Annotated in this window: 13 protein-coding genes; 7 read left to right on the plus strand and 6 right to left on the minus strand. The window is 57.9% G+C overall.

Going from position 1 to position 15645, the window contains the following annotated elements:
• Positions 1–6 precede the first annotated feature (6 nt).
• Positions 7–1461 (plus strand): glutamate synthase subunit beta, encoded by a 1455-nt coding sequence (locus C7476_RS12295; protein WP_114430219.1) that lies wholly within the window; start codon positions 7–9, stop codon positions 1459–1461.
• A 170-nt stretch (positions 1462–1631) separates the two neighbouring features.
• Here the strand turns inward: C7476_RS12295 and C7476_RS12300 are convergent, their stop codons facing one another.
• Both C7476_RS12300 and C7476_RS12305 read right to left on the minus strand, forming a co-directional pair.
• The gene (locus C7476_RS12300; RefSeq protein WP_114430220.1) at positions 1632–2876 is read right to left on the minus strand and encodes an SGNH/GDSL hydrolase family protein; all 1245 of its coding nucleotides are present in this window, start codon (positions 2874–2876) and stop codon (positions 1632–1634) included.
• Positions 2877–2982: 106 nt separating this feature from the next.
• Positions 2983–4209 (minus strand): lytic murein transglycosylase, encoded by a 1227-nt coding sequence (locus C7476_RS12305; RefSeq protein WP_181872421.1) that lies wholly within the window; start codon positions 4207–4209, stop codon positions 2983–2985.
• Between the two features lie 217 nt (positions 4210–4426).
• Here C7476_RS12305 and galU point away from each other — a divergent pair, with 217 nt between their 5' ends.
• From galU to C7476_RS12325, 4 genes are all read left to right on the plus strand, one after another.
• Complete coding sequence (galU, locus tag C7476_RS12310) at positions 4427–5326, plus strand: UTP--glucose-1-phosphate uridylyltransferase GalU (protein ID WP_114430443.1); 900 nt, start codon at positions 4427–4429, stop codon at positions 5324–5326.
• A gap of 110 nt (positions 5327–5436) precedes the next feature.
• Positions 5437–6990 (plus strand): acetolactate synthase large subunit, encoded by a 1554-nt coding sequence (locus C7476_RS12315; protein WP_114430222.1) that lies wholly within the window; start codon positions 5437–5439, stop codon positions 6988–6990.
• A gap of 282 nt (positions 6991–7272) precedes the next feature.
• On the plus strand, positions 7273–7551 hold the full coding sequence (locus C7476_RS12320; protein ID WP_114430223.1) for a CopG family ribbon-helix-helix protein: 279 nt from the start codon (positions 7273–7275) through the stop codon (positions 7549–7551).
• Positions 7551–7886 (plus strand): type II toxin-antitoxin system RelE/ParE family toxin, encoded by a 336-nt coding sequence (locus C7476_RS12325; RefSeq protein ID WP_114430224.1) that lies wholly within the window; start codon positions 7551–7553, stop codon positions 7884–7886. Before C7476_RS12320 ends, C7476_RS12325 begins: the two co-directional genes overlap by 1 nt.
• Positions 7887–7921: 35 nt before the next feature.
• Here C7476_RS12325 and C7476_RS12330 read toward each other — a convergent pair whose 3' ends face one another.
• On the minus strand, positions 7922–9685 hold the full coding sequence (locus tag C7476_RS12330; RefSeq protein WP_147274648.1) for an outer membrane beta-barrel protein: 1764 nt from the start codon (positions 9683–9685) through the stop codon (positions 7922–7924).
• Between the two features lie 284 nt (positions 9686–9969).
• Here C7476_RS12330 and C7476_RS12335 point away from each other — a divergent pair, with 284 nt between their 5' ends.
• Positions 9970–10965 carry a KpsF/GutQ family sugar-phosphate isomerase gene (locus C7476_RS12335; protein WP_114430226.1) on the plus strand — a complete coding sequence of 332 codons (996 nt, stop codon included), beginning with the start codon at positions 9970–9972 and terminating at the stop codon, positions 10963–10965.
• Between the two features lie 22 nt (positions 10966–10987).
• On the opposite strand, the gene C7476_RS12340 is transcribed toward C7476_RS12335, so the two are convergent.
• The 3 genes from C7476_RS12340 to hemH form a co-directional block, all read right to left on the minus strand.
• Positions 10988–11449, minus strand: coding sequence for an NfeD family protein (locus C7476_RS12340; RefSeq protein WP_114430227.1), 462 nt, complete (start codon positions 11447–11449; stop codon positions 10988–10990).
• A 23-nt stretch (positions 11450–11472) separates the two neighbouring features.
• Positions 11473–12465, minus strand: coding sequence for an SPFH domain-containing protein (locus C7476_RS12345; RefSeq protein WP_114430228.1), 993 nt, complete (start codon positions 12463–12465; stop codon positions 11473–11475).
• A gap of 379 nt (positions 12466–12844) precedes the next feature.
• Complete coding sequence (hemH, locus tag C7476_RS12350; RefSeq protein ID WP_114430229.1) at positions 12845–13894, minus strand: ferrochelatase; 1050 nt, start codon at positions 13892–13894, stop codon at positions 12845–12847.
• A 243-nt stretch (positions 13895–14137) separates the two neighbouring features.
• Between hemH and C7476_RS12355 the strand changes: the two genes are divergently transcribed.
• Positions 14138–15613: an NCS1 family nucleobase:cation symporter-1 gene (locus tag C7476_RS12355; protein WP_114430230.1), complete on the plus strand. Its 1476-nt coding sequence runs from the start codon at positions 14138–14140 to the stop codon at positions 15611–15613.
• Positions 15614–15645: the final 32 nt, after the last annotated feature.

The following is a 15645-nucleotide window of genomic DNA, read 5'->3' on the forward strand; positions in this document are numbered from 1 at the left end:
AGTTTTATGGGTAAGGTTACAGGTTTTCTCGAGATCGACCGGCAGGTCGGCAAGTATCAGCCCGCGTCGGATCGCATACGGCACTTCAGGGAATTTACCATTCCCATGTCGGATGGCGAGGTCAAAAAGCAGGCCGCACGCTGCATGGATTGCGGAATTCCGTTTTGCCATGGCCCGACGGGCTGCCCGATCCATAACCAGATTCCGGACTGGAATGATCTCGTTTACAACGACAACTGGGATGAGGCGATCAGAAACCTGCATTCCACCAATAATTTCCCGGAATTTACCGGCAGAATCTGTCCGGCGCCGTGTGAGGAGGCCTGCACGCTCAATCTCGAAGATGTGCCGGTTTCCATCAAGACGGTAGAGCAGGCGATCGCCGACAAGGCCTATGAAAAGGGCTTTATCATTCCGCAGCCGGCTGTTTCGAAGACCGGGAGGACCGTGGCGGTCATCGGTTCGGGGCCGGCAGGGTTAGCGGCGGCGCAGCAGCTTGGGCGGGCCGGACATGAGGTTCATGTCTATGAACGCGAGAGCCGGGCGGGCGGTTTGCTTCGCTACGGGATCCCTGATTTCAAGATGGAGAAGCACTTCATCGATCGCCGTGTCACCCAGATGGAGGGCGAAGGCGTTACGTTCTTCTGCGGGGTTAATGTCGGAATAGACAAGCCAATTCAAGCGCTTATCGATACCTATGATGCCGTGCTCTACTGCGGCGGAGCGGAAACACCGCGTCCTGCGGGTATCCCTGGCGGCGAGTTCGAAGGCGTTCACGACGCCATGCACTATCTAGTCCAGCAGAACCGCCGCATTGGCCGCGAGAATATCGAATCCGTGGCTTGGCCGAGCGACCCGATCGTTGCCTCGGGAAAGCACGTGGTAGTTGTCGGCGGTGGCGATACCGCATCCGATTGCGTCGGCACGGCGTTCCGTCAGGGTGCGGTGAAGGTCACGCAGCTCGACATTCGCCCGCAGCCTCCAGAGAAGGAAGACAAGCTCAGCGTCTGGCCGTATTGGGCGACAAAGATGCGCACATCTTCCTCCCAAGCCGAAGGCGCCGATCGCGAATTCCAGGTGGCAACGCTTGAATTCATTGGAGAAAACGGCACGTTGACGCATGTCAAGTGCTGCGAAGTCGATGAAGCGCGCAAGCCGATCGCCGGCACAGAATTTTTCATCAAGGCCGATCTGGCATTCATCGCCATCGGTTTTTCGGGCCCGTTCGAGGATGGGATAGTCAAGGAATTGACAGGTTCGCTCGATATGCGAGCCGATCGCCGTGGTAACCGTTCGGTTGCAGCGGATGACAAAGATTATCGCACCAGCGTCGACAAGCTTTACACGGCTGGCGATGTACGGCGCGGGCAATCACTGGTGGTCTGGGCGATCCGCGAGGGCCGTCAGGCGGCGCAATCCATCGATGCGGCGCTGATGGGCGCTTCGGTACTGCCAAGATAAGAGTTTTCAACCCGCAACAACTAGAATTCTCGTTCCGGTTGAGATTCTTACGCCAAATTCGATGATTCTTGCATCAGTTTCGACGATTCATGCGTGGGAATCGCACTATTCCACGCAAGAACCTTGCACGAAACCGCAGGCACCGTCGAACTCGCCGCACGAGGCTCTGATCAACGCACCGCGCCGGTGGTCGGAGTTGCATCCGGTCGCTTCGGCCAGGAAAAATCATTGACACGACCCGGCTGACTCTCCGGTGCCACTCCATCGATGACCAGCCGGTCTCGCGCGGATTTTTCCGGCGCCGGCGCACCACGCGGTGACGCGCCGAGAAGGTCTGTGCCGCCATCGAGTTCGGGGTCGTTGAGGCTGATCGGGGCAAGTCGGTCGACCTTCACGGGAGCCTGCGGCGTCCCGGGGAGCGCCTGCACCGGTGCACCCGGTTTGATTGCAGCAATGTTGGGGGAGGTTGCATTGCCCAACATCTGACGCAAGGGCTTTTCCACATAGAAAGCGAGCTTGCGTTTGCCGGCAGGCGTCAGGCCGATACCATCATTGTTACGCAGTCGCGCCGTCTGGCCGGACATGTCAAAACCCGACAGGGTAAAACTGCCGCTCTGATCAACGAACCCATCCCAGACGTCGACAAATGTGCCACCGGCCTTCTCGGTTGCATTGCGGTAGAGCTCGTTGAAGGCCAGCACATCATTGGTCATGCTCTTGGTCTTGTAGGAGGGCTGGCCGACCCAAACGACCGGACGGCCGGTTTTCTTGACAGCTTCGAGAAAGGCGTTGATCCTCGCCTGATATTCCTTGTCCCACTCATCGCTCAACAGCGTCTGGCCATTGGCAAATTGCTGGCGATCGTTTGCGCCCGCCATCATGATGACGACCGCAGGCTTTTCGGCTTCGATCACAGCGCCGATTGTTGCCGGCCAATCGTGATGATCATCGCGGACAAAGCCAGAGGAACCATCGCTTTTGTCAATGACGCGAACGCCGGGCGAATCGATGAATGCTTCATCGAGACCCTCCGCAAGGCCCTTCGCCATGAAGTCGCCGACAATGAGCACTGTCTTGGCGTCCGGCAATTTCTCCGGAATAGCTTCTTTTACCGTCGTGCTCGGCCGGGGGCCAGTTGAGGCCTGGGGTGCGACGGAGCGAGGACGTGCCCGCTTGATGGGGCGGTTTCGAGCGGGCGGGCGAACCCGCCTTCCGTTGCCGTCTTCAATGAGCCGGTCCGTGTTTTCGCGGTAGATCTGGCGCGGCCCGAACAGCATGTCGAGGATTGTGCGGGCAGAGGCCGTTTCGGTGAAGACGAGGGTGGCAGCAAGGGCGAGAACCAATGAAAGCAACAGGGGTGAAAAAGCATTGCGTGGTTCGACAAGCTCACCATGAGGGTGATTGGTGGACTGCATCGATAATCGGCAACCTTGCAATTTCTTCACTCCCTGCAATCAACCCACCTTCCTCATGGTGAGCCTGTCGAACCATCACTACCGTTTTGCAGGTGAGATGTTCGCCCTACTTCTTCCTTATCACCGTCAGCACTTCCATGCTCGGGTGACCGTCGGGATCCAGCCCCATCTGCTTCTGGAACGCCTGGATGGCATTGCGCGAGCCATCACCGATCTTGCCGTCGACCTTTCCGTCATAATAGCCGAGTTCGCGCAGGTGATTTTGCAATTCTTCGCGCTCTTTCATCGTAATCGGCGTGAAGGGACGATTCCATTCTTTACGCAACCCGGAAGCGCCACCGATCTGATCGGCCAGAAGGCCGACCCCAAGCGCATATTTATCGGCGTTGTTGTAGTTCTTCAGAACGTAGAAATTGCGTGTCATCAGGAACGCAGGGCCTCCACGTCCATCCGGTACCTTAAGCGTTGCCTTTTCGCCGCCACGCGGAAAGGCCTTGCCGTTGGCCCGAACGACGCCAATGCTTTGCCACTCCGCAATTGTGCGTGAACCGGACGGGAATTTGCGGCCAGCCGGCAGGACGACTTCATAACCCCAGGTCTGACCGGACTGCCAGCCATTCTTGTGCAAGAGATTGGCGGCGGTGGCCAATGCGTCAGGCACAGAATTCCAGATATCGCGCTTGCCGTTGCCATCCATATCGACGGCATAAGCCAAGTAGCTTGTCGGGATGAATTGGGTGTGCCCGAGGGCGCCCGCCCATGAACCGGTCAGATGGCTGCGATCGATATCGCCTTTCTGCAGGATCTTCATCGCGGCGATCAATTGCGTGCGGGCATATTTCGCCCGGCGCGGATCGGCATAGGCAAGGGTAGCGAGCGATCGCACGGCATCACGCATCACATCGTCGCGTTTCATGATCTCGCCGAAATTGGTTTCCATCGACCAGATGGCGAGGAGGATATTGCGATCGACGCCGAACGACTTTTCGATAGCGCCGAGCCAGCGGCTATACTTTCGCGACATCTCGCGGCCGGTTGCGATGGATTGTTCGTTGACGCGATTGTCGAGATAGCCCCAGACAGGCTCAGTGAATTCCGGCTGAGACTTGGCTTTCTGCAGGACTTCCGGATCGATTTCGGTGACGCCGGCGAAGGCACGGTTAAACGTGGACGCCGAAACGCCGCTGCTCAGTGCAGTGCCGCGGAAATCCGCTATCCAGCTCTGGAATTTCGCATCGGCAGCCGCATTCTCGATCGCACCGGCAAAAGCGATACCTGCCGCCGCGGCAACGATCAGCGCGCGTTTGGAAAACTTTGCTAAACCTCCAATCATGTCTTTCCTCATTTCCGTGATTTGGGTCAAAGGATAAATTACGCACGTCAAAGTTAGGAATTGGTTTACCATGCATGGGCAAACGAACTGCCAACCGCTACATTAACACCGGCAACGATTATTTATTTTACAGACCTGTGCATTTTGGGTCTTTGGGACAAAAAAGTCTATCGAGGAAATTCCCGCAATATCAATCGTAATCAGTAACGAGGTAATGATGTCCGAAGCCAAGAAGATACGTAAGGCCGTCTTTCCAGTTGCGGGCTTTGGCACCCGTGTTCTTCCAGCAACAAAATCCATTCCGAAAGAAATGCTGACGGTCGTCGACAAGCCGGTCATTCAGTATGTGGTGGACGAGGCACGCGAGGCCGGTATCGAACATTTCATCTTCGTAACGGGCCGCAACAAGGCGGTTATCGAAGACTATTTCGATGTTCAGTACGAGCTCTATCAAACCCTGTCGGAACGCGGCAAGACCGCACTTCTCGATGAATTGCAAGGTATACAACCGGGCCCCGGAACGACGAGTTTTACCCGCCAGCAGGTCCCGATGGGTCTTGGCCATGCGGTCTGGTGCGCCCGCGATATCGTCGGTGACGAACCTTTCGCTCTGCTTCTGCCGGACATGATCATGCAGCCGGAAAAGAATGGCTGTCTCGCGGACATGGTGGAGCTCTATAATCAATCGGGCGGCAATATCGTCGCTGTTCAGGAATGCGATCCAGCCGAGACGCACAAATATGGCATCGTCGGTCAAGGCAAACCTGTCGGCAACGGTTTCGAACTGACTCAGATGGTCGAGAAACCGGCCAAGGGAACGGCGCCCTCCAATCTCTATATCAATGGCCGCTATATCCTGCAGCCGGAGATTTTCGGCATCCTCGAAAATCAGGAACGCGGAGCCGGCAATGAAATCCAGCTGACCGATGCGATGCTGAAACTGACCAAAGAGCAGGATTTCTTCGGCTATCATTTGAAGGGCCGCACTTATGATACCGGCTCCAAGGAGGGGTTTGTCGAAGCGAACGTCGCATTTGCACTGTGGCGGGAGGATATCCGCAATGGCGTCATCGACAATATCGGCAATATGCTGAAGACGATCCAGCCAAAGGGCTGATCATGGCCGGGGAGAGACACAAACATCTCTCCCCGACGGCTCGTTGGGTTGCTCTTACGCGTCGGTTCTGCAAGGATCGGTGTATTGCAAAGCGGCGGGGGAGCGTGGCAATGAATGGGGCAGATGCGCTTTGCGACACACTTCTGGCCAATGATGTAAAGGTGTGTTTCGCCAATCCTGGCACGTCGGAAATGCATTTCGTCGCGGCGCTCGATCGCAAGCCCGAGATGCGTTGCGTACTTGGCCTGTTCGAGGGTGTCGTCACGGGGGCGGCTGATGGCTACGCCCGAATGACTGGCCGTCCTGCCGCGACATTGCTCCATACCGGTCCGGGCCTGGCAAATGGCCTTGCCAATATTCACAATGCCCGCCGCGCCCGTGTACCGATGATAAATGTCGTGGGCGATCATGCCTCCTATCATCTTCCATTCGATGCACCGCTCACCACGGACATCGACCGCCTGGCGGCGCCAATGTCAAACTGGGTTTATCGCATCAGTGGTCCAGCTGATGTTGCTCCCGCGACCGAGGCAGCCTACCGCGCCTCGCTCGTGCCACCCGGCATTGCAACGTTGATCCTGCCCGCCGATGCCGCGTGGGGTGACGCTGAAGCTGCGCCACGGAACAAGGTCGTGCTTCCGGCCCTGTCTGCTGTTCCGACTGACAGGGTGCGGGGAGTTGCGGATGCCATCCGAAGTGCACCCGGCCGAGTCGGGATTCTGGTCGGCGGTACCGCTGCACAGCCCGATGGCCTCGAGATTGCCGGGCAGATCGCTGCGGCGAGAAATGTTCGCCTTTTCGGGGAGGTTGGCGTCGCGCGAATGGCGCGCGGCGCGGGCCGTGTCGCGCCGGTCCGTATCCCTTATCCGATCGATGCGGCAATCGAAACTCTGAGCGATATTGACGTGCTGATCCTCGTTGGAGCCACGGAACCGGTGGCCTTTTTCGCCTATCCCGGCAAGCCCGGCCGCCTTGTACACAACGATTGCCGAGTTATGGCCCTGGCGAAGCACGGTGAGGATTTAGAAGGCGCGCTGGAAGCTCTTCGTGATGAACTGGGCGTGAAACGCACGCAGTCACCGCTGCGGTCAAGCGCGATGCCAGACGAGCCGGTTCCAACCGGAGAGCTGACCGACGACGCAATCGCCGTGATGGTGGCGCGAAAGCTACCCGAGAATGCGATCGTTTGTGACGAAGCGATCACGTCTGCCCGGCGCTTCTTTGCTCTGTCTGCATATGCCGCCCCGCACGATTTCCTCATGACGACAGGTGGGGCGATAGGCATCGGTATTCCCCTGACGACTGGCGCAGCAATAGCCTGTCCGGACAGGAAGGTCTTTAACCTGCAGGCGGATGGAAGCGCCATGTACACCTTGCAGGGACTTTGGACACAGGCCCGCGAAAATCTTGACGTCGTCACGATCATTTTTTCCAATCGCACATATGCTGTCCTGCATATGGAAATGCAGAAGGTCGGGGTTGGAAAAATCGGGGAGAATGCGCGGCGCATGCTTGATCTCGATCAACCGTCGCTGGATTGGGTATCGATCGCAAAAGGGATGGGAGTAGAGGCCGCTCGCGTCGATACCTGCGAACAGTTCGACGACGTTCTGGACAGCGTCTTGAAGCGCCGCGGCCCGTTTCTCATTGAAGCCGTTGTCTAGAGCAGATTTTGTCTATTCAGCGGTCCCAATAAACTCTTGGACAGTTTCCCTTGTGCGTGGTTCGACAAGCTCACCATGAGGGAGGTCGGTTGGTTGCAAGGAGTTCAAGATTTCAAGCTTGGCAAGGTTGGCGGCTATCCCTGCAATCACCAGCCTCCCTCATGGTGAGCTTGTCGAACCACGCACAACTTCATTTTTGGCAAGGAGCCGACTTTAGTCTGGGTTGAATGAGGAATTGCGGTGGGATACAATGTCTTACGTTGTTTTACGGAAGGACCAGCGATGTTAGCCCAGGACAAAACTCAAGTTTCACTTCGAGTCCCTAATGACATGTTGGAAGAGTTCGAAGTCGTTGCCCGCGCTTTAGACCGGGATCGAACGTGGCTCATGCTGCGTGCATTTCGTCAATACCTTGACGCTGAGGGTGCCGAAATCATTCAAGAAGCTGACGGACTCAAGTCACTGGATGACGGCGAGGGCATTGATTTCGATGAAGTTCTTGGCAAGGCCGAGGCGATAGTCTCATCGGCAAGGAAACGAGAAATTCGCAGGCTTGGCTGATGAAGCCGGTAAGCATCAAGCTTTCGCCCCAAGCCGAGCGCTGGCTTCTGGAAGAGATAACATATATCGCGGAACACAGCCCATCGGCAGCGGCGAACATCACAGGGAAAATGCGTGATCTACAGAAGAGATTGGCAGAATTCCCTGACTTAGGAGTTCGCGGTGCCATACTTGGAACGCGGCGCATTGTCGTGAAACCATATGTTCTGACAACCAGATTCAAGGATGGAGTGCTCGAGATCGCGGCAATTCGCCATTCAAAACAAGGCGATGCTTACACTCCAACGGAATTAGCCGCGGAAATCGACCGCGATCCCGAGGCAACTCTGACATAATTCGTCCAAGTGGGAAGATTTAAGGAACGCGATCCCTACCGCTGCAGCGTCACGCCCATGAAAATGCTGGTTTCATCGGTCTGGCGCGATTCGACTTCGCTGCGGGTGAATTCATGCCGGGCGCTGATGTCAAAGCCGAAGAAGCGATTGAACCAGTAGGTGGCGCCGATTTCAGCGCCAAAGCCCTTGTCCCAGCCCGAGCCGTCCTTGTTGTCGCGCAGCGATGCAATCAGCGTTGCCTTGAGATCGAGATTGGCGCGCGCCTGCCGCTTGATGCCGACCGTGCCCTCGTAGAAAATCGAGCCGCTGTCGCCGGGTGCCGTAGCTCCTTCGACGCGTGTGAGGAGACCGATATCCACATCGGTTCCGCGCTGCGGTGACCATTTGAGGGCGCCGTCAATGCTTAGCCCATCCACTGGCGAAAGCCGGTCGTCGTCTATGCCCTGACGCAGATAGCCAAGCGCGAATTCTCCCGCCAGCTTCTCGGCAAAGTCGACCTCGACACCGCCGCGCAGGCCGGTGCGAACGCCGGAACGCTGGAAGCCGTTCGAATCTTCCTTCTCATCATACATCAACTTGCCGATTTCAACCTCGGCGAAAGGCTTGATGGCCGGGGACATTTCGAAGCCACCGCGCAGCGCGATGCTGGCAAAGGTGTTGTTGCGATCCTTCTGGCTGACGACGGAGCCATCAGAGAATTCCGCGTTGCCATAGACGGTACGATCGACATTGCCTTTCACGTCCGCGAAGAATTTGCCGAACTCCTTGCGCACACCGAGACTGCCATCGAGCTCCTGCACGGCGGGCCGGTTCGACGTTCCGATAATGGTTGTCGGTGCGCTCGGATCTTCCTGCCGGTAGCGGTAGCCAACCTCGCCCTTTACGGTGGTGCGTTCGCCAAGATCGAGCTGCATTCCGCCGCGCAGGCCGACATTAGGGGCGGAATATTCCTCTCCCGAAATTGTCTTGTCATAGGTGCCATCGAAATCGAGCCAGGCGGAGTGGCGTGCCCAATCCGTGGTGGCGCGGGCGCGCAGGCGCGTCTCCGACAAGAGTGCAGCGCTGCCGTCCGAGCTGCCGTCAGCATTGGTGGTGGCGCGCAGGCCGGTGCTGATCGAGGGGCGGAGGGTCACGAGACCGGCCCTGATTCCGAGCGGCGCGAACGGTTCCGGATCGGGCCGGATGATACGGCGTTCGAGCGCCGGTTCGGGAAGATTGTCGCGATCGGTGCGACCAGCGGGCGGGTTGGCTTCCCTGTTCTGCTCGATCGGGCCGTTATCGAATGTATCGGCGCGTTCTTCGTCCAGCAGCGATCGCTCACCGGGTCGCAGACGCAGCGGGCGTGCAGCGGGTACAGGTGCGGTTTCGCTGCCGGGCAGGGCGGCAGAGTCCGGGTTCAGGCCGCCGCTATTATCCGCTGGGCCAGCGGGCGGCGAACCATCGTCCAGCGGTACGCCGAGCAGGCCGAGATTGCCATTGTCATCATCGGGTGGCAGCGCACCCGGACTGACGGGTTCGTAGCGTCGCGAGGGTATGCCGCCATCCGTTGGCGCAGGGGCGGCATTCGGTGGATTGGTCGTTGGCGAGCCATTGGAATCATTAGTGTCTTGCGCCTGCGCCTGCAAAACATTGTCCTGCAGGGTGCCGCGTAATGGCGTTGCTTGCTGGGCATGAGCCAGGGGGAGAAAAGCAAACACGGTGCTGCCGAGCAACGCTGTCATCAGACAGACATTGACTGCAGTCCTGAAGCCGCCGCCCGACGGCGGTGCTTCCAAGCGTGGTTGAGAAATGTGCTTCAATAGGTTTGCCAACGGCCAATGTTCGAACGTTAAGGATGGTAAAGAGCCATGGTTAACGACTGGCTAAGAGCCCGTCTTGAAACTCTACTGCGGCGGTCATCTGACGCGATTTTCTGCGCTTCCGGTGCTCACGTACTTTATGTACGCTACGCTCCGGTTCTCGAAAACCACGCCATCTGACTCACCGCAGCGAATTTCCAACGGTCTCTAACCGGTGCCGCTGTATGGTGCTGCGACGAACAAATATTGGACAGCGGCGAGCGGAGGCGCTAACGGTTGCGGCCATGCAGGCAATAAACGATACCGAACTGGACAAAACCGCAGCCGTCGATTCGGCCAGGCGGACGATTTCAACCGAGAAGGACGGACTGGCCGCGCTGAGCAGTGCGCTGGAAGGTCCCTTGGCCGAAGCTTTTTGCAAGGCGATCGAAATGATCGCCGGAGTGCGCGGACGCATCATCGTCACCGGCGTCGGCAAGAGCGGCCATATCGGCTCGAAAATAGCCGCGACCTTCGCCTCGACGGGCACGCCGGCTTTCTTCGTGCACCCTTCCGAGGCCAATCACGGCGATCTCGGCATGATTGCGGTCGACGATGCCATTCTCGCCATTTCGTGGTCTGGAGACACGGCAGAGCTCAAAGGTATCGTCAGCTATTCGCGGCGCTTCCGCATTCCCCTGATCGCGGTGACCGCCGGCGAGAATTCTGCGCTGGCGACCGCTGCCGACGTGGTGCTCCTGATGCCGCGGGTGACGGAAGCCTGTCCGCATGGCCTGGCACCGACGACTTCGACGCTGATGCAGCTTGCCATGGGTGATGCGGTTGCAGTGGCGCTGCTGGAAGCGCGCGGCTTCACGGCGGGCGATTTCAAGACATTCCACCCGGGCGGATCGCTCGGCGCAAGCCTCACGCATGTGCGCGAGATCATGCATCGCGGTGATCAGCTGCCGCTGGTGCCGCTCGGCATGCCGATGCCCGAGGCGATGAAGGTGCTGGCAGACAAGCGCTTTGGCTGTGTCGCCGTGCTCGACGACGAGGGTACACTCGCCGGAATCATCACCGATGGCGACCTTTCACGCAATCTGCACCGTAATCTGGCGACGATGACCGTCGATGAGATCATGACGCGGCAACCCAAGACCGTGCCGCCGACGATGCTGGCAAGCGCGGCACTGGCGCTACTCAACGATCACAATATCGGCGCGCTGATCGTGACCGAAAAGAATGTGCCGGTCGGGATCGTGCATTTCCATGATTTGCTCAGGATAGGGGCAGCTTAAGTATCAACGTTGCCGTGGCCATTCAGGCCGCCGCCTCAACCACCAGCGTCCCGCGATCGATGCCAGTGATACGCACGCGCGTTCCCGCTGCAAGATCGGGCCCGGTTACGCGCCACAGGCTATCGCCGACGCGGGCCCGGCCACGGCCGTTGATCGTCGCCTCTTCCAGCGTCACCACTTGGCCAATCAGCTGCTCGCCGCGCCGGTTGAGCAGCGGTTCGTCCGATTCCACATCCGTTGCGCCGATCAGCCTGCGGCCGATAAAGACGGCGATAACGGAGAGGATCAGGAACAGGATGACCTGAATCTGCCAATGCATCCAGGAGGCATCGCCCAACAGGATGGCGATACCGCCAACGATGAGCGCGGCGATACCGAACCACAGGAAGAATATTCCTGGCGCTGCCACTTCGAAAATCATCAGGATAAGGCCGAGAACGATCCAATTCCAGGGTCCAAGCTCGGAAAACAGGCGTTCCAGCATCTAAGCGCCTCCTCTCGCCAAGTTCACGAATTTGAGCCAGTGCCCGGAACGCTGCGGCCGCGTGCGGGTGGTGTCGACGGGGTGGTGGGGTTTGTCGCAGCGTTGTCGCCAAACACCTCACGGGCAATCGCACCGATACCGCCGAGCGAGCCGATGAGAGCGGACGCCTCCATCGGCATCAGGATGACCTTCTGGTTGGGGCTGGTCGCGAACTTGCCAAATGCTTCGGTGTATTTCTGTGCCACGAAATAGTTGAGCGCCTGCACGTTGCCGCCGCTGATAGCTGCAGAAACGAATTCCGTCGCCTTGGCTTCGGCCTCGGCCAGGCGCTCGCGGCCCTCGGCTTCACGATAGGCGGCTTCGCGCTTGCCCTCGGCTTCGAGGATCTGCGCCTGCTTCAGACCTTCGGCGCGCAGGATCTGCGCCGCCCTTGTGCCTTCCGCTTCAAGAACGACGGCGCGTTTGTCGCGCTCCGCCTTCATCTGGCGGCCCATCGAATCGAGCAGGTCCTGAGGCGGATTGATATCCTTGATCTCGACGCGGGTCATCTTGATGCCCCAGGAATGCGCGGCTTCGTCCACGACCCTCAGCAAGCGGTCATTGATCGTATCGCGGTTCGACAGAAGTTCGTCGAGAACCATCGAGCCCATGACGGTACGGATATTGGTCATGGTCAGGTTCAGAATGGCATTCTGCAGCCCGCTGACCTGATAGGCCGCCTGCGGCGCATTGAGGATCTGGTAGAAGGCGATACCATCGACCGCGATGTTCGCATTGTCCTTGGTGATGACTTCCTGGGTCGGAACGTTCAGCACCTGCTCCATCATGTTCAGCTTGGCGCCGATACGATCGAAGAACGGCACGATGAGATTGAGGCCGGGCGCAAGAGTGCGCGTGTATTTGCCGAAGCGTTCGATCGTATAGTTGTAGCCCTGCGGCACGGTCTTGACGCCCGCAAACAGAACCACAAGCACAAGAACGACAAGTACGGGTATCGTGAAGTCAAAACCGCTCATTTATGGCCTCCCCTGGCTGACCTTATGGGCAGCGTCAATAGTCAAAATCCGCCGGTAAGCGCACGATAGACGATCGTTGTGATTCTCGCGAGGGTTTGCGGAAGCAATGTTTTGGAGGTTGGTTTGGGCGGCGTTGCTGTAATTTGTAACCAAGGAGTTGTGCGTGGTTCGACAAGCTCACCATGAGGGAGGTTGGTTGATTGCAAACCACTCGCCGGCGTCAGCAAGCCCTTAACCTTACCAATCACACACCTCCCTCATGGTGAGCTTGTCGAACCACGCACAACAGCGACGTCGGCAATCAGGCTATTTGAAAGGTTGATGCGTAAAGTTGATCCAGGTGTTGACGAACTGATTGCTTGTCAGGTTCGGTCTCGTATCAGACCCAGCCCTGCAGTTCGCGGCGAACAAGCGTCTCGATGACCTTCATGCCTTCATCGCTGTCGTTGAGGCAGGGGATATGGGTGAAGTTGACGCCGCCATTGTGATGGAAGATTTCGGCGCCTGCGACCGCTATTTCCTCGAGCGTTTCCAGACAATCCGAAACGAAACCCGGGTTGAAGACAGCAACGGATTTGACGCCTTCTTTGGCGAGTTTCTCCAATGTCTTGTCCGCGTAGGGCTGCATCCATTCTTCCGGGCCGAAACGCGACTGGAAACAGGTGATTAGTTTGCTTTCGTCCCAACCAAGACGTTCGCGCAACAGCCGCGTCGTCTTCCAGCAATGGCAGGGGTAGGGATCGCCGCGCTTGAAATAGCTCTGCGGAATGCCGTGATAGGAGGCGATCAGCACCTCCGGTTCGAAATCGAGGGTCGCGTAGTGCTTTTCGATGGAGGTAGCGAGGGCATCGATATAGACGGCTTCGTCCTGATAGGAGGGGACAGTGCGCGTTGCCGGCATGAAGCGCATCTTGATCAGCGCTTCGAAAAACTTGTCGTTCACCGTTGCGGTCGTCGTTGCTGAATATTGCGGATAGAGCGGGAACATCAGGATGCGCTTGCAACCTTGTTTGTCCAGCCGCTCCAACGTCTGCTCAATCGAAGGCTGGCCATAGCGCATACCCCAATCGACGATGATCTCGGGATGAGAAGCAAGCGCCGCACCGAGCTTTTCAGCCTGCGAGCGGGTATAGGTGCGCAAGGGGGATTCATTGCGCTCCCGGTTCCAGATCTTGTCGTAAAGGGCGCCGGATTTCTTCGGGCGGGTGTTGAGCACAATGCCGTAGAGAACCGGCAGCCAGATGGCACGAGGCCACTCGATGACGCGCTTGTCCGAAAGAAATTCCTTCAGATAGCGCCGCATCGACGTCTTGTCGGTGCCGTCCGGCGTGCCGAGATTGACAAGGAGAACGCCGATCTTCGATGTTTCGATGCGCGGATGGTCTTCCGGCTTTGTGACCGCTTTCAACTCCTCGCCAGAAATTGCCATATCCACCAACTCCACTTCTTGGCGTGGAACCTAGTCAGCACGGAGCTGATTGCAAGAGTGCGAAAGGCCGCATGTTGAGTGAGTGGGTCAAGAATAAGTCATCAAAACAGCAACATGCCAATTTCGCAGGCACAAGGACAGCACTTTTGACTTCTTTGCCGGCTCACCGACAGCGCTTTCAACTGGCACAGAACTTGCGTTGAATTATTCGTTCTTGTTCATCAGACGAAGGAAGCGATTTCCATGGCCAGCAGTCCGCATGCGACACCCCCCACCCTCGTCATCACCGGCGCCCACCCGCAGCTTTACAGCCAGGATCTGGCGCCCACAGCACCGGAAGGGCGCACCTGGGGCGCCTTCAGCCTGTTTGCCATGTGGATGTCGGACGTCCATTCGGTCGGCGGCTATACGTTTGCCGCCAGCCTGTTCTTCCTCGGATTGACCGGCTGGGAAGTGCTCATTTCGATGATCGTCGGCATTACAGCGGTCTATTTCCTGATGAACCTCATAGGTAGGCCATCGCTGAAATACGGAATTCCGTTCCCGGTCGCCGCGCGCATGTCCTTTGGCGTCATGGGCGCAAACCTTGCTGCCGTCTTGCGCGGCATCGTCGGAATCGTCTGGTACGGCGTACAGACCTATTTTGCTTCCAAGGCCGTGCAGGCATTGGCGATAACGCTTTACCCCGCGGCGGCGGATTATACGCACAACGACATATTCGGCCTTTCAACGCTCGGCTGGATGAGCTTTCTGTTCATGTGGATATTCCAGCTTCTGATCTTTCTGCGAGGCATGGAATCGATCCGCAGATTCATCGATTTCTGCGGGCCTGTCGTCTATGTGGTGATGTTCGCGCTCGCCCTGTGGATCCTTTCGCAGACCGGGTTTTCCAGTCTTTCGCTGCAGCTTGCACCACCGGCCGAGGGCTCATCGCTGACCCACATGGCGAATGCGTCAATGTTGATCGTGGCATATTTTGCGGCCCTGCTGCTTAACTTCGGTGACTTTTCCCGATTCTCGCGGGACGAAAAGGCCATGAAGGTCGGCAATTTCCTTGGGCTTCCGGTAAACTTCATCGTGTTCGCCATCATCGTCGTGATCGTTACTGCAGGAACGGTGCAGGTCTTCGGCGAAGCGATTCTCGATCCAGTGGCGATTGTCGAGCGGATCAACAATCCGTGGGTTGTTATTCTTGGCTCGATTACCTTCATCGTCGCAACAATGGGCATCAACATCGTCGCCAATTTTGTCTCGCCGGCCTACGACATCGCCAATCTCTTTCCCGAGAAGATCAACTTTCGGCTGGGGGGACTGATTACATCGATCCTTTCGGTGCTGGTCTGCCCCTGGCTATTCGTATCCAGCCCGCAAGCGATCACCATTTTCGTCAGCATTTTCGGCGCGGTGCTCGGTCCGATCTTCGGCATCATGATTGCCGATTATTACTTGGTGAAGCGGCAGCAGGTCGTGCTCGAGGACCTCTATACCATGTCTCCGGAAGGCTCGCTTTATTTCGACGGAGGCTGGAACAGCAGGGCGCTGATCGCCCTGGCGATCTCCAGTGTATTCTCGATCGGGCTTTCGGTGCTTGGTGCCACCGGCATGATTCCCAATGGCGGCGATTGGGGCTGGCTGCTCGGTGCCTTGGCGGGCGGTGCCGTGCATTACGTGTTGATGCGCAAGGTGGTTGATACAGTTCCGGTCGTGGCCAACGCCTGAGCGAAGGGTACGCAGGCGAGCCACGGGTCTCG

The sequence above is a fragment of the Phyllobacterium bourgognense genome, assembly GCF_003337575.1.
In the GTDB taxonomy this organism is placed as follows: Bacteria; Pseudomonadota; Alphaproteobacteria; order Rhizobiales; family Rhizobiaceae; genus Phyllobacterium; species Phyllobacterium bourgognense.

Excerpts from the sequence above, each read along its gene's own strand:
- C7476_RS12295 (WP_114430219.1), top strand. The coding sequence starts at position 7 with ATGGGTAAGGTTACAGGTTTTCTCGAGATCGACCGGCAGGTCGGCAAG.
- C7476_RS12300 (WP_114430220.1), bottom strand. The coding sequence starts at position 2,876 with ATGCAGTCCACCAATCACCCTCATGGTGAGCTTGTCGAACCACGCAAT.
- C7476_RS12305 (WP_181872421.1), bottom strand. The coding sequence starts at position 4,209 with ATGATTGGAGGTTTAGCAAAGTTTTCCAAACGCGCGCTGATCGTTGCC.
- galU (WP_114430443.1), top strand. The coding sequence starts at position 4,427 with ATGTCCGAAGCCAAGAAGATACGTAAGGCCGTCTTTCCAGTTGCGGGC.
- C7476_RS12315 (WP_114430222.1), top strand. The coding sequence starts at position 5,437 with ATGAATGGGGCAGATGCGCTTTGCGACACACTTCTGGCCAATGATGTA.
- C7476_RS12320 (WP_114430223.1), top strand. The coding sequence starts at position 7,273 with ATGTTAGCCCAGGACAAAACTCAAGTTTCACTTCGAGTCCCTAATGAC.
- C7476_RS12325 (WP_114430224.1), top strand. The coding sequence starts at position 7,551 with ATGAAGCCGGTAAGCATCAAGCTTTCGCCCCAAGCCGAGCGCTGGCTT.
- C7476_RS12335 (WP_114430226.1), top strand. The coding sequence starts at position 9,970 with ATGCAGGCAATAAACGATACCGAACTGGACAAAACCGCAGCCGTCGAT.
- C7476_RS12340 (WP_114430227.1), bottom strand. The coding sequence starts at position 11,449 with ATGCTGGAACGCCTGTTTTCCGAGCTTGGACCCTGGAATTGGATCGTT.
- C7476_RS12345 (WP_114430228.1), bottom strand. The coding sequence starts at position 12,465 with ATGAGCGGTTTTGACTTCACGATACCCGTACTTGTCGTTCTTGTGCTT.
- hemH (WP_114430229.1), bottom strand. The coding sequence starts at position 13,894 with ATGGCAATTTCTGGCGAGGAGTTGAAAGCGGTCACAAAGCCGGAAGAC.
- C7476_RS12355 (WP_114430230.1), top strand. The coding sequence starts at position 14,138 with ATGGCCAGCAGTCCGCATGCGACACCCCCCACCCTCGTCATCACCGGC.